Raw genomic sequence first — 14,322 nt, forward strand, 5'->3', positions numbered from 1 at the left:
GCTTCGAAGATTAACTCCAAAGCTTTCATAGTTGTATAAAAAGTTAAATTTACTCCGCTTTCTTTCTCGGATTTTTCATAGCCTCGCCAATCTGGTTACTAGCCGTAAAACTAGCGACCATATCATTTAGCATTTGACTTCCTGCTTGAGGAGAATTTGGTAATAATATTAAGTTACTATTGGTTTGCTGACCAATAGATTGCAACGTGTCATAATGTTGTGTGACCACAATTAGTGCAGATGCTTCTTGAGAATTAATCCCCACTTTATTTAAGACTTCTACAGATTCTTCAAGACCACGAGCAATCTCACGACGTTGGTCTGCAATACCTTGACCTTGTAGACGCTTGCTTTCTGCTTCAGCTTTTGCTTTCTCCACAATTAAAATACGAGCTGCATCACCTTCAAATTGAGCAGCGGTTTTTTCTCTATCGGCTGCATTAATTCTGTTCATAGCAGCTTTTACTTGAGCATCTGGATCAATGTCGGTTACTAAGGTTTTAATAATATCAAAACCATATTCTGACATGGCATCATTAAGTTCTGCTTTTACAGCTAAGGCGATATCATCTTTTTTAACGAAAACATCATCTAATTTCATTTTTGGTACTTCGGCACGAACCACATCAAACACATAAGAGGTAATTTGATCATGTGGATAATCCAATTGATAAAAAGCATCATAAACCTTGTCTTTAATAACACGGTACTGTACAGATACCTTTAAACGCACAAACACATCGTCTAAGGTTTTGGTTTCGATAATAACATCTAATTGTTGGATTTTTAAACTTAATTTTCCTGCGATTTTATCAACCAATGGAATTTTTAACTGTAATCCAGATTGTCTAATAACTTGAAACTTACCAAAGCGCTCAACAATAGCCGCTGTTTTTTGTTTCACTACAAAAAATGAGGAGTAAAGGACAACTAAGGCTAAAAGAGTAAGAGGTATAAATATAATTTTTTCCATAACAGGTGTTTTAATTAGTAGATAAATAACGAATTACTAAATTAAGTTATATTTGCTCAATTCACACCTTGAAATCATGCAAATAAAACAGTTTCTCTTATTAGTAGCCTTTTGTTTAAGCTTTGTTGCAGTTTCTGTAGCGCAACATAAACGATATACCATAAAAAATGGGATAAGTTTAATTGGAGGTTTAACTCAGTACGATATTACAACGGATAATTTCACAACCAAAAGTGGTACTGGCTTTATTGGCGGAATGGTTGCAACTGTAGATATTCCTCATAAATGGTATACGGTAAGTTATGGGTTTCAATTTTCTCAAAACACTTTGGAGATTACAGGGCGACCAAGTTTAACAACGATAACTCAAGCGCCTATAGAATACGATATTAAAATGGCACAAGTATCGTTTTTGTTGCACGTAAAATTAGTTTCTGATTATTTGACTTTAGATGTGGGTCCGCAATTGCAATACAATAGTGAATTGGAGTTAAAAGAGGACGGTCAAAAGAATTTCATCATTCAAGGTTACGATAATCTGTTTGCAGAAGACCTTAGTAACATTTCAAACTTCAACGCTAATGGTGTTATTGGCGCTTCGGCAGGCATCGGAAATTTTAAACTCCGAGCAGCTTACAGTTACGGATTTACAAATATCTTAGGAAAGTTAAACGACCAGGATTTTAATCTAAACAATGCAGATCGTTTTGAAGGGAATCAAAGCATGTTATCCTTTGCTTTGATGATTACGTTCTAACCACGAATTCCTGCGAAAGCAGGAATCTCATTTAAAACAGAAAATAGGCCTAATCAAATTCAATATTGTCGTCAGATTTATTAAAGATTTGTTGGTGGAAAACACCAACAAAGGCAATATAACCAACAAAATTGAACATTGGTAAAATGTCAGTCTGAGCGCAGTGGAAGACTCAACAAATGGTCCATTTACAAAAGCACTTCGATTTGCTAGGCAAGGTGTTTCCATTTCACTAGCGCTCAGTGTAATACTCTAAAGATATTAAACTTAACTTTGTGTCCAATACAGATTAATTCGTCTCACAACCTCTATTAAATCTATTAAGCACCAACAAAAGCGAAGTTGAACGATCAAGATTTCAACCTAAGCAACGCAGATCGTTTTGAAGGGAATCAAACGATGTTGTCTTTTGCTTTGATGATAACGTTCTAATACATTCCTGCGAAAGCAGGAATCTCATTTAAAATGGAGAACAGGCACAATCAAACTCAGTAATCTCGGCAAATTTATTTTTTAAGATGTGTTGGTAAGAACCGCCAACAAAGGCAATAGGTCTAACAAAATTAAATATTAGCTATATGTCAGTCTGAGCGGAGTCGAAGACCCAATATACAGGCAAAATCTTAACAGTATTACAATGTTCTACATAAGTTGCTTTCTAATGTAACGAATGTGAAAGCCATGACATGTCTATACTATCTAAGATGTATTGGTGGAAAACACCAACAAAAACGAGTTTTGTCATTCAGAGCGCTAGCGAAGAATCTCACCCGTTTAAAGGTTTTTCGCTAGCGCTCTGAATGACTTTCTTTTTCTTTTAAAGTTTATATCGAAGCAATCAACCCATCAATACGTTTCAAAGTTTCCACCTTCCCAATCATATAAATAATATCAAACACATCAGGACCTTGTAAGGCTCCAACAAGGGCTAAACGTAATGGCATCATCACTTTTCCGAAGCTAATCTCATTAGAGGTAATCCATTCTTTGACGGTGTTTTGTACGTTTTCTGAAGTAAAATCGTCTACGCTATTAATGAGGTCTTTGACCTTAGTTAAAACATCAGCTGTGTCGTCTTTAATCGATTTTTTAGTTGCTTTTTCATCGTAAGATAAAGGCGCCGTAAAGAAGAAATGGCTCAAGTCCCAAAAATCACTCACAAATGTGGCACGCTCTTTAACTAGGGCAACGACCATTTCTATATAATTAATATCGATGTCATTGCGAGGAGTTTGCGACGTGGCAATCTCATCTTGAGATTCTTCGCTAGCACTCTGAATGACATCACGCTTTTTATCAACAATAGTTTTAAACTGTGTAGCTAAACCATTATCATCCTGCTCCTGCATATAATGGTGATTAAACCACTTAATTTTATCTGGATCAAAACGTGCTCCAGCCTTATTGACGCGTTCTAATTCAAACGCTGTAATCAATTCATCTAAATTAAAAATCTCTTGTTCTGTTCCTGGATTCCAGCCTAAAAACGATAAGAAATTTATCATAGCGTCTGCAAAATAGCCTTCTTCTTTATAACCTTTAGACACATCAGCAGTTTTTGGATCTGACCATTCTAAAGGAAACACAGGAAACCCTAATTTATCGCCATCACGCTTGCTTAACTTTCCTTTTCCTGTTGGTTTTAGAATTAATGGAAGGTGCGCAAATTCTGGAGCGTCCCAACCAAAAGCAGCATATAATTGATAGTGTAATGCTAACGATGGTAACCACTCTTCACCACGAATCACGTGAGAGATTTCCATTAAATGGTCGTCCACAATATTGGCAAGGTGGTAGGTTGGCATTCCGTCACTTTTGAATAGAACTTTATCGTCCAAAACATTAGTGTCAATTTTTATATCACCACGAATACTATCTTTTAAATGCAAGGTTTCGTCTTGAGGTGATTTGAACCGAATCACATAATCTTCACCTGCATCTAATTTTGCTTTGGTTTCATCTTCAGTTAGCGATAACGAATTACTTAATTTGAGTCTGTTGTGCCAGTTGTAGATAAACGTTTTTCCATTAGCTTCGTGATCTTTTCTATGAAAGTCAAGAGTTTCAGATGTATCAAAAGCGTAGTAGGCATGACCTTTTTCTATCAACTCATCTGCATATTGTTTGTATAAATGTTTACGCTCGCTTTGACGGTAAGGACCAAATTTTTCGTTTTTTCCAGGACCTTCATCAAAAGGAATTCCACACCAGTTAAGCGACTCTACAATATAATCTTCTGCACCTTCAACATAACGGTTTTGATCAGTATCTTCTATACGAAGCACAAACGTACCCTTGTGTTTTTTAGCAAATAGATAATTAAAAAGCGCTGTTCTAACACCTCCAATATGTAAAGGTCCTGTTGGGCTTGGTGCAAAACGCACTCTAACGGGTTTGGTCATGGTTTTGAATTTTAAGACTGCAAAGATAGATTGATATGATTAGAGAACAAAGATTAGGATATTTATTTTACAGAATCCCTAAAGTCTAAATGTGTTAAAGTAGCCATTGCAGTTGAATTATCTAAAATCATTTCTTTTTCGAATAGATTGTTTTTAAAGAACATTACATCTCCATAAAAAGTTGGTCTTTCAATTTCATTTCTTATAGTATTTACCACATAAACCCTCTTAAGATTAAGATACTTGTCTGCGAAATTTGTATTCAATGCAATATTAATTGAACTGTTATTTTGAACTAAACTAGGATAAAGCAAAATGTCTACTTGAAAATTAGGATTCTCGTATAAGCACTTGTAAGAAATATAGGATGAAAAAATATGACTATTCTTATTACAAAATGAGTTAATAAAATACTCATGAAGAGATATCATATATTGCGCGTCCTGTGCACTAAATTTTGATTCTGCATATTTTTTAAAGGAGTTTGTGTTGTTTATTCCAAGAAATTTAGTGCCCTCTTTAGTGTTTTTTTCATTCAATAAGTTTACTACTCTAATATCACGATCACATGTAATATTCCATACGGAAAGAGCTAATAGATCATTTTCTTTTTCGTCCTTTTGATTTAATACGTATTCTAATACAGCTGTTTTTGGATGAATACTAGAATAAAAAACTGGAGAATTTTTAATATTAGCTCTTTGATTTTGGACAAACTGTTTTGGAGGGTATGTATATTCAGAAAAATTTTGACGATTATTTATATCATTTAATGGTCTGACTCTGTAGTAATGTCCATTAAATTGCTCTTTGAAATAAGATTCACTTGGGATTAAAAAAAAAAGGAAATAGTTCGTAATAAATTTTGTCTATTTCTTTGAAAGTATCTATATCCACAAAATTGAATCTATTTTTCCAATCAATAGACTTTATTTTATTGAAGGATTTTTCAAAATTATATTTGGTCATATTATTTTCATCTCCTTAGGCACACGTTTATTCATAATCCTAAACCATAACGGAGGCAGCATCGCTAAAACCATAGAGGTTGGATAACCAAAAGGCATTTGCGGACTCTCATCATGGCAATCTAAAACTTGATATTTCTTTGATGATTTAAAATGGTGATCGCTATGACGTGTGAGTTCGTACAATACAATTCTACCAATCACGTGGTTGGAATTCCAAGAGTGCATTTCTTTAACGCGCTCATATCTACCAGATTTTGTTTTTAAACGCAGCAATCCGTAATGTTCAATATAGTTGACTGATTCCAAGAGTAAAACCCCAATAATACCTGCGGAAATAGAAAACAACAATCCAATATGTCCAAAGACTAAGAAAACACTAGTTAAATAACTTAGCTGTAAAACCGTATACCAAAACATATCGTTGTTTACAGAAAGGAAACTTTGATTGTTAGTCTTTAATAGTTTATTCTGAATTTTCCAAGCGCCAACATATTGTCTAAAAATTGAAGTGAACCAAAAGGAATAGACCGTTTGATTATATCTTGCTGTGGCTGGATCTTCTTGCGTTGCTGCGTTCAAGTGATGACCAAAATTATGTTCGATAAAAAAGTGCATGTATAAAGACGGTAATAATAAAGCTTTACCAAGAAAACGTTCGTTTGTGGCTTGTCTGTGACCTAACTCATGAGCAACATTGATTCCGTTTACACCTAAAACGATGCCTACGGAAATAATCATACCAACCAATTCATAAGTTTCAATTACAGTGTTTGCTGCTTCATATATTCCGAAGAAAACTAACCCATAAACAATGGGGATGTTGAGATAGAGCAACCAGTCAAATACCTTTTTTTTGAGTCTGTTATCAACGTCTTCCGAAGTTAAATTTTTAGTGTCAACCGGGAAAATAAGTTCTAGTAAAGGAATGATAACGAATGCAAAAACAGGTGTGAGAAACACCAATGAGCCTTTAAAATAAACACTAATAAAAGCGACTAAGGGGATTGAAAATGCAGCAAGATATTTGAGGTCTTTCATTGACTTTTAATTCATTCCCTTGAAAAAGGGAAACTGTTAATAGTTTTAATTTAAAATCGAATAGGTTCTTTCTTTGCATACCTCACTCTCAAAATATACACTTTGGTGTCTTCAATGAGGTAAGTGATTGTATACTTGTGTTTTTCGTAAGTTCTAACGTTACCCTGATTATTATTTTTGAGCTGATCTATTTTATAGATTTCTGCGTTGGTTTTAAGTGTTTTGTTGCAGAGTTGGTCCAAACTATATTTTTGACCATTCTAAAATCATTTCTCTTACCGCATCGTGAGAGCGCAAGCTATTGGAATTTAATTTTAGTTTAAAGATAACTTAAAATTAGGACTAATTAAAGGCCTACCGTAATCTGAAAATTAACGCAGCTCCTCGAAATTAACAGAATCTTACCAAATTTAGGCAATTACACATAAAAATAAATTCTATATTAGTGAGTTATTTAAGGGTATGGCAGGAAATTTTAAAAATATTCAAGGCAAATTAGAGCAATTTATCAAACGTTATTACACGAATGAATTGCTTAAAGGCGTGATTTTATTTTTCGCAATAGGATTGCTCTATCTAATAGGCACTTTACTTGTTGAATATTTTTTATGGTTGAGTCCAGTATCAAGAACCCTTTTATTCTGGGTATTTATTGCAGTAGAATTAGCCTTGTTTGCTAAGTTTATCATATTCCCAATTGCCAAATTATTTAAACTCCAAAAAGGAATTGATTACGAAGACGCATCCCAAATTATAGGGAACCATTTCCCTGAAGTGAATGATAAGTTATTGAATGTTCTTCAACTCAATCAAAACAGTTCACAGTCTGAACTTTTAGAAGCGAGTATTGAGCAGAAATCGTTAGAATTAAACCCAATTCCGTTTAAATTAGCAGTAAACTTCAATAAAAACACCAAATATTTAAAATATGCTGCGATTCCGATAGCTATTTTATTACTGTCTTTTATTACAGGAAAAATTAATTGGTTTAGTGATAGCTATGAGCGCGTTGTAAATTATAATACTGCTTATGAGCCACCAGCACCATTTCAGTTTTTTGTAATTAATGAGAATTTGAAAGCGATAGAGAATAAAGATTTCAAAGTCACAGTAAATACTGCTGGTGATATCATTCCAGAGAACGCACAAATCCATTTTAACGAGCAATCGTTTTTTATGCAGCAAACTGCTCCAGGACAATTTGAGTATGTGTTTTCTCAACCTAAAGAAGCTTTGAACTTCAGTTTGTCTGCGAATGATGTCGTATCCAAGAATTATACTTTAGATATTATAAAAGTACCTACACTTGTTAATTTTGAAATGGTATTGGATTATCCTGAATACACTAAGAAGAAAGATGAGGTTTTGAAGAGTACAGGGAATTCTACAATTCCAGAAGGGACCAACGTGACCTGGAAGGTGAATACTAAATCTACAGATGAGGTGGTGTTTTATTCTAAAGACACGATTGCCTTTGAGCCTATTTCCGAAGGAAAATTTGAAGCTTCAAAACGTGTGTTTAGTAATACGGATTATAGTATTAGTACGAGTAACGCAGCATTAAAGGATTACGAGAATTTAGCCTTTTCAATCAATGTCATTAAGGATAACTATCCAGAAATGAATGTAAAGATGGAAACCGATTCTTTAGACAGCCAATCACTTTTTTTTTTAGGTCAAGTCAGTGATGATTACGGTTTAAGAAAATTACAGATGGTGTATTATCCAAGTAAAAACCCACAAGACAAGTCTTACGAAGTGATGAACGTGTCAAAATCTAATTTTGATGAGTTTGTAAGCGCGTTCCCAAATCAACTAAACCTTGAAGACGGTGTTGATTACGAATTGTATTTCCAAGTTTTTGATAATGATGTGCTTCATAAGTATAAAAGCTCAAAAAGTTCGGTGTTCAGCTATAGAAAGTTAACTAAAGATGAAGAGGAACAAAAGCAATTGGATGAACAAAACGAAACCATTAAAGATATAAGTAAAACCTTTGATAGGTTAAAAGAGCAAGATAAAGAGCTCAAAGAAATTTCTAAAACTCAAAAAGAAAAGGAGGAACTTAATTTTAATGATAAAAAGAAATTCGAAAATTTTATTAAGCGTCAAAAGGAACAAGAACAACTGATGAAAAGCTTCAACAAGAAATTGAAGGAGAATATAAAAGAGTTTCAAAACGAAGATAAAGAGCAAGAGAAAGACAAATTTAAAGAAGACCTGCAAAAGCGTTTAGAGGAAAACGAAGAACAGCTTAAAAAAGACGAGAAACTTTTGGATGAGTTGGAGAAGATGAAGGATAAAATCAACAAGGAAGAGTTTACACAAAAATTAGAAGAATTAGCAAAGCAGAATAAGAATAAAGAGAAAAGTTTGAAACAACTACTCGAGTTGACAAAGCGTTTCTATGTTGCCAAAAAGGCTGAGAAGCTGATGAAAGATTTGGAGAAATTGGCTGAAGAGCAAGAGCAGCTTTCCGAAGAAAACAAAGACAAGAATACAAAAGAAGCTCAGGAAAAACTCAACGAAAAGTTTGAAGATTTCCAGAAACAAATGGACACTCTCGATAAGGAAAATAAGGCACTTAAAAAACCAATGGATTTACCTCAAGACAAACCAACAGAGGAATCTATAAAACAGGATCAAAAAGAGGCTACTGAAGCTTTAGAGGAGCAAAAGGAGAAAGAGAAAGAAGCGGAGGAGAAACAAGAAGAAGGAGAACCTCAAGAAAAGCAGGAGGAACAAGAGCCACAGGAAAGTCCGCAAGGTCCGCAACAAAAAGCTAAGAAGAAACAAAAGCAAGCGGCTAAGAAAATGAAAGAAATGACTCAACAGATGGCTCAAGCCATGTCAATGGGTGGTGGAGAACAAATGCAAGAGGATATCGATGTATTACGTCAAATTTTAGATAATTTAGTTTTATTCTCTTTTGATCAAGAGTATTTGATGAACGATTTTAAAAAGATTGAAGTCAATCATAATGAATACGGTAAGTTTTTACGCAAGCAAAATGACTTACGAGAGCATTTTGAGCATATTGATGATAGTTTATTTGCATTATCATTAAGACAGCCTGCTATTTCAGAGCAAGTGAATTCACAAATCACAGATGTCTTTTATAACATGGATAAAACATTAGCCCAATTGTCTGAAAATCAATTATATCAAGGTGTTTCTTCACAGCAGTATACCATTACAGCGACCAATGAGTTAGCAAGTTTTTTGAGCGATGTACTTGACAATATGAATCAAGAGATGAACCCGTCTATGGGTCAAGGGCAAGGACAAGGAGAACAACTTCCAGATATTATTATGAGCCAAGAGGAGCTTAATAAAAAAATGGAAGAAGGTATGAAGAAGGGAGAAAAAGGAAAAAAGCCTAAAGAAGGTGATGACGGTAAAAGTGGAGAAGGAAAAGAAGGTGAAAAAGAAGGTGAAGATGGAAAGCCTAAGGGAGGAAAGGATGGCAAGAGCGGAAAAGAAGGCGATAAAAAAGGTGAGGGAGAAGGTAAAGGAGGAAAAGGCGATAGTGAAATACAAAACGGTGAGTTGTTTGAGATTTATCAAAGACAACAACAATTACGTCAGGCTTTAGAAAGGCGTTTAGAAAAAGACGGCGTTAAAGGAGGTCTTGGTCAAAAATTATTAAAAGATATGGAAGAGGTCGAGTTAGATTTAATTAACAAGGGATTTACAAATCAAACGCTTCAAAAAATGATGGAGTTACAACACCAGCTTTTAAAGTTGGAAAATGCGACGTTCATTCAGGGACAAGATAATAAACGTAAATCTGAAACAAATAATAAGGGGTATGACAACACCGTTCCTAGCCAAATCCCAAAGGCCAAAGAATATTTTAATACTACTGAAATTTTAAATCGTCAAGCATTACCTTTGCAACAAGTTTATAAAAAGAAGGTTCAAGAGTATTTTAAGAAAGTGAATGATTAGTTTTAACTACGAAACAGGGTTTACATTAGATGAAGAAACGAAAGTTTCACAATGGATATCTAATGCAATTTTAAGCGAAAATCTCAAAGAGGGAGACATCAATTACATTTTTTGTAATGATGACTATCTGCATAAATTGAATGTTGAATTTTTAGAACATGATACCTTAACTGATATAATTAGTTTTGATTATTCCGTCGGAAAAGAGCTACATGGAGATATTTATATTTCTATTGAAAGAGTTGCTGATAACGCAAAAGATTTTAAGGTGGATGTGTTGGATGAATTGAAGCGTGTCATGATTCATGGCATTCTTCATTATTGCGGATTTAAGGATAAAACCGATGATGATGCGAAGCTCATGAGAGAAAAGGAAAACCACTACTTAAGTATTCTCAACTAATAGTTTAGTATTTCAATGTATATTTGCGAACTGAATTCTTGCGAAGGCAGGAATCTCATTGTAGAAAAGCACGAAGGTTTGTGTTAGACCCTAACAATGAAAAGAGTTTAAAGAAAGAGATTCCTGCCTTCGCAGGAATGTGAATGTTCCACGTGGAACAATAGATAGAATTATGTTCAACGAAGTTTATGATGTCATAGTTGTTGGAGGAGGTCATGCAGGAAGCGAAGCTGCTGCATCTGCTGCCAATATGGGAAGTAAAACATTACTTATTACCATGAATTTACAAAACATTGCTCAAATGTCTTGTAATCCTGCAATGGGTGGAATAGCGAAAGGTCAGATCGTAAGAGAGATTGATGCGCTTGGAGGTTATAGCGGTATCGTAAGTGATTCGTCCGCGATTCAGTTTAAGATGCTGAATAAATCTAAAGGCCCTGCAATGTGGAGCCCAAGAGTTCAAAGTGACAGAATGCGTTTTGCGGAAGATTGGCGATTGTTGCTCGAGCAAACCAGAAACTTGGATTTCTATCAAGATATGGTATCTACATTAATTGTAGAGAATCATAAAGTGGTTGGTGTTAAAACGGCGTTGGGCTTAGAAATAAAAGCAAAGACGGTAGTTTTAACAAATGGAACATTTCTCAATGGTCTTATCCATATAGGAAATAAAAATTTTGGAGGAGGTAGAGCTGGAGAAAGAGCGGCAACAGGAATTACAGAACAACTTATCAGTTTAGGTTTTGAGTCTGGTAGAATGAAAACGGGAACACCGCCAAGAGTAGACGGAAGATCTTTAGATTATTCTAAAATGGTGGAACAACCCGGAGATGCACAGCCCGAAAAATTTTCGTATTTAGAATCTATAAAACCCTTAAAGGAACAGCGTTCTTGTCATATGACATATACGAGCCCAGAGGTTCATGACTTATTGCGTGAAGGTTTTGATCGTTCACCAATGTTTAACGGTAGAATACAAAGTACAGGACCTAGGTATTGTCCGTCAATAGAAGACAAAATAAATAGATTTGCCGATAAAGATAGGCATCAAATGTTTGTAGAGCCTGAAGGTTGGAATACGGTTGAAGTGTATGTAAATGGATTCTCTACATCATTACCTGAAGATGTTCAGTTTAAAGCACTGCGATCTGTAGTTGGTTTTGAAAAGGTGAAGTTCTTTAGACCTGGATATGCGATTGAGTATGATTATTTTCCGCCAACACAATTAAAGCACACTTTAGAAACTAAATTAGTAGACGGGTTATTTTTTGCTGGTCAAATTAATGGAACTACGGGTTATGAAGAGGCCGCTTCTCAAGGTTTAATGGCAGGAATTAATGCCGCTTTACAAGTGCAGGAAAGAGAAGCGTTTATATTAAAACGTAATGAGGCATATATAGGTGTTTTGGTTGATGACCTTATTACAAAAGGAACTGATGAGCCTTATAGAATGTTTACATCACGCGCAGAATACAGAACTTTATTACGTCAGGATAATGCAGACTTTAGACTAACACCTAAAGGTTATGATTTAGGATTGGCTAGTGAAACGCGTTTAAGAAGAATGGAAAAGAAGCAATCAGAGTCTGATAATTTTGTAAACTTTTTTAGAGATACAAGTGTGAAGCCTGAGGATGCGAATCCTGTTTTAGAATCTAAAAATTCAGCATTGGTGAAACAATCAGATAAGATGTTTAAGTTGTATTCACGACCAAATATCACGTCTGATGATATGCGACGTTTTGATGTTGTGGAGCAATATATTCAGGAGCATGATTTAGATAGAGAGGTTATCGAGCAGGCAGAGGTACAGATAAAATATTCTGGTTATATTGAAAAAGAAAAGAATAATGCAGATAAGTTAACTCGGCTCGAGGATGTAAAAATCCCATCTAGTTTTGATTATACGAAATTGAAATCTATGAGTACTGAGGCGATACAAAAGTTAACTAAAATTCAGCCAGTAACCATTTCACAGGCGTCAAGAATTAGCGGAGTGTCACCAGCAGATGTTTCTGTGTTGTTGGTTTATCTGGGACGCTAGTTGCGATGAACTGAGTTGTCAGTCGCAATAATTTTTGTAGACTGGTTTTGCTTAAGTTAAAAGATATCGTATAACAAAACGAGATTCCTGCTTTTTCAGGAATGAGATGTTTCACGTGGAACATAGATTAAATAACACAAAATAAATCTTCTGTTTGTGATAAACTCAACTGACAATAAACCCTACTTAAACGTTAAAGACCACTCCGTTTCAGGAGAAGAATTTCAGTTAGTTTATAATCAACAAATGGATTTATTAGAAACGTTTCCGCAACCATCAGAGGATAAATTAGGTGATTATTATGAGAGTGAGGATTACATTTCTCATACAGATGCGAAACGTAATGCGTTTGAAAAAGCATATCATTTTATAAAATCAATGGCTCTCAAACGAAAATTAAAACTCATTAACTCTTTTAATTCCGAAGAAAGAAAACTCCTCGATGTTGGTTGTGGGACAGGAGATTTTTTAAAAGTTGCTAAAGACAATCATTGGATGGTTTATGGAATTGAGCCCAACGAAAATGCGAGAAGAATTGCTAACGAGAAAACCAATAATGCTGTTTTTGATATCGAGCAGTTATTAAAATTTGAAACACAAAGTTTTGATGTCATTACGCTTTGGCACGTGTTGGAGCATTTGCCAAACTTAAAAACTCAAATAGGCACTTTTGAAGCGCTGTTAAAACCAAATGGTAGATTAATAATTGCTGTACCTAATTACAAAAGTTTCGATGCAAATTATTACAAAAACTTTTGGGCAGCTTTTGATGTGCCAAGACATCTATGGCATTTTTCGCAGACATCAATTTCTAAATTGGTTGGGACAAAAAGTATGGACGTTGAGAAAACAACACCAATGATTTTTGATGCATATTATGTGTCGTTACTTTCAGAAAAATATAAAAATGGATCTATGAATCTATTCAAAGCCTTTTGGATAGGATGGACCTCTAATTGGAAAGCAAAACAATCTACAGAGTATTCGTCCATGATTTACACCATTAAAAAGAGGTAAAATGCGTTTTTAAGCGTTTTAAGACACGTTCTCTTTGGGGTGTAAGCATTTATATTGGGCTCTAAAGTTTTAAAACGTGAGCCTCTTCTAAATCGCTTAATATGAATAGATTTTAAAAATGCATAACAGAATTGCTATTAATAATTTTAATAGTTAGTTTTTTAGCAAATACCACACACTTTCATACATTTGCAGAAAATAACTAAAATCTAAAAAATGAAAAAAATAGCAGCAGCACTTTCAATGGTGCTTGTTTTAGCATCTTGCCAAGAGCAAAAGAAAATGGCATTCGTTAATAGAACAGACGTCATTAATGACTATCAAGAAAAAATTGAGGTCGAAGAGAAGTTCAAGGTTAGAGAAGATCGTTTTAATAAACGTTCAGACAGTATTGGTAAGGCCTTTCAATTTGAATACCAACAATTTCAAATTGCAGCAGGATCAATGTCGAAGGAAAAACAACAAGAACAAGGTCAGGCATTTAATCAAAAGAGCCAAGTGCTACAGCAGCAAATGCAATTTGAGCAGCAACAATTACAACAAGCCTTCTCAATAGAAATGGATTCTGTAATGACAACGATGAAAACATTTGTTCAGGATTATGGTAAGAAAAATGGATATAGCTTTATTTTTGGAACAAGTGATGTAACCACTACAATAATGTATGGTGAAGAGGTTAGTGATATCTCTGATGCGATACTTAACGGCCTCAATGATGCTTACAAGAAAGAAGAGTAATCTTTTTATCTCATAAAATTTAAAATGC

Annotated in this window: 11 protein-coding genes; 6 read left to right on the forward strand and 5 right to left on the reverse strand. The window is 34.6% G+C overall.

Annotated features, from left to right (window positions below; genetic code table 11):
• Nucleotides 1–49 precede the first annotated feature (49 nt).
• Nucleotides 50–973, reverse strand: coding sequence for an SPFH domain-containing protein (locus H593_RS0100245; RefSeq protein WP_028870555.1), 924 nt, complete (start codon nt 971–973; stop codon nt 50–52).
• Between the two features lie 52 nt (nt 974–1,025).
• On the opposite strand from H593_RS0100245, the gene H593_RS0100250 reads away from it, so the two are divergent.
• Nucleotides 1,026–1,730 (forward strand): outer membrane beta-barrel protein, encoded by a 705-nt coding sequence (locus H593_RS0100250; protein WP_245584981.1) that lies wholly within the window; start codon nt 1,026–1,028, stop codon nt 1,728–1,730.
• A gap of 824 nt (nt 1,731–2,554) precedes the next feature.
• On the opposite strand, the gene gltX is transcribed toward H593_RS0100250, so the two are convergent.
• From gltX to H593_RS20675, 4 genes are all read right to left on the reverse strand, one after another.
• Complete coding sequence (gene gltX, locus H593_RS0100260) at nt 2,555–4,132, reverse strand: glutamate--tRNA ligase (RefSeq protein ID WP_028870557.1); 1,578 nt, start codon at nt 4,130–4,132, stop codon at nt 2,555–2,557.
• Nucleotides 4,133–4,194: 62 nt separating this feature from the next.
• Nucleotides 4,195–4,398 carry a hypothetical protein gene (locus H593_RS21460; RefSeq protein WP_245584982.1) on the reverse strand — a complete coding sequence of 68 codons (204 nt, stop codon included), beginning with the start codon at nt 4,396–4,398 and terminating at the stop codon, nt 4,195–4,197.
• Between the two features lie 699 nt (nt 4,399–5,097).
• Nucleotides 5,098–6,141: an alkane 1-monooxygenase gene (locus H593_RS0100270; RefSeq protein ID WP_028870559.1), complete on the reverse strand. Its 1,044-nt coding sequence runs from the start codon at nt 6,139–6,141 to the stop codon at nt 5,098–5,100.
• 50 nt (nt 6,142–6,191) lie between these two features.
• Nucleotides 6,192–6,383: a hypothetical protein gene (locus tag H593_RS20675; RefSeq protein ID WP_147231224.1), complete on the reverse strand. Its 192-nt coding sequence runs from the start codon at nt 6,381–6,383 to the stop codon at nt 6,192–6,194.
• Nucleotides 6,384–6,603: 220 nt separating this feature from the next.
• Here H593_RS20675 and H593_RS0100275 point away from each other — a divergent pair, with 220 nt between their 5' ends.
• From H593_RS0100275 to H593_RS0100295, 5 genes are all read left to right on the forward strand, one after another.
• The gene (locus H593_RS0100275) at nt 6,604–10,092 is read left to right on the forward strand and encodes a DUF4175 family protein (RefSeq protein ID WP_028870560.1); all 3,489 of its coding nucleotides are present in this window, start codon (nt 6,604–6,606) and stop codon (nt 10,090–10,092) included.
• Entirely contained in the window at nt 10,085–10,495 is a 411-nt protein-coding gene (ybeY, locus tag H593_RS0100280) for an rRNA maturation RNase YbeY (protein ID WP_028870561.1), read from the forward strand. Before H593_RS0100275 ends, ybeY begins: the two co-directional genes overlap by 8 nt.
• 172 nt (nt 10,496–10,667) lie before the next feature.
• The gene (gene mnmG, locus H593_RS0100285; RefSeq protein WP_028870562.1) at nt 10,668–12,539 is read left to right on the forward strand and encodes a tRNA uridine-5-carboxymethylaminomethyl(34) synthesis enzyme MnmG; all 1,872 of its coding nucleotides are present in this window, start codon (nt 10,668–10,670) and stop codon (nt 12,537–12,539) included.
• 159 nt (nt 12,540–12,698) lie between these two features.
• A complete protein-coding gene (locus tag H593_RS0100290; protein ID WP_028870563.1) occupies nt 12,699–13,556 on the forward strand; it encodes a class I SAM-dependent methyltransferase in 858 nt (285 codons plus the stop codon).
• Nucleotides 13,557–13,772: 216 nt separating this feature from the next.
• On the forward strand, nt 13,773–14,294 hold the full coding sequence (locus H593_RS0100295) for an OmpH/Skp family outer membrane protein (RefSeq protein WP_028870564.1): 522 nt from the start codon (nt 13,773–13,775) through the stop codon (nt 14,292–14,294).
• Nucleotides 14,295–14,322: the final 28 nt, after the last annotated feature.

The organism is Psychroserpens burtonensis DSM 12212 (genome assembly GCF_000425305.1).
GTDB lineage: Bacteria > Bacteroidota > Bacteroidia > Flavobacteriales > Flavobacteriaceae > Psychroserpens > Psychroserpens burtonensis.

Excerpts from the sequence above, each read along its gene's own strand:
- H593_RS0100245 (WP_028870555.1), bottom strand. The coding sequence starts at position 973 with ATGGAAAAAATTATATTTATACCTCTTACTCTTTTAGCCTTAGTTGTC.
- gltX (WP_028870557.1), bottom strand. The coding sequence starts at position 4,132 with ATGACCAAACCCGTTAGAGTGCGTTTTGCACCAAGCCCAACAGGACCT.
- H593_RS0100270 (WP_028870559.1), bottom strand. The coding sequence starts at position 6,141 with ATGAAAGACCTCAAATATCTTGCTGCATTTTCAATCCCCTTAGTCGCT.
- H593_RS0100275 (WP_028870560.1), top strand. The coding sequence starts at position 6,604 with ATGGCAGGAAATTTTAAAAATATTCAAGGCAAATTAGAGCAATTTATC.
- ybeY (WP_028870561.1), top strand. The coding sequence starts at position 10,085 with ATGATTAGTTTTAACTACGAAACAGGGTTTACATTAGATGAAGAAACG.
- mnmG (WP_028870562.1), top strand. The coding sequence starts at position 10,668 with ATGTTCAACGAAGTTTATGATGTCATAGTTGTTGGAGGAGGTCATGCA.
- H593_RS0100295 (WP_028870564.1), top strand. The coding sequence starts at position 13,773 with ATGAAAAAAATAGCAGCAGCACTTTCAATGGTGCTTGTTTTAGCATCT.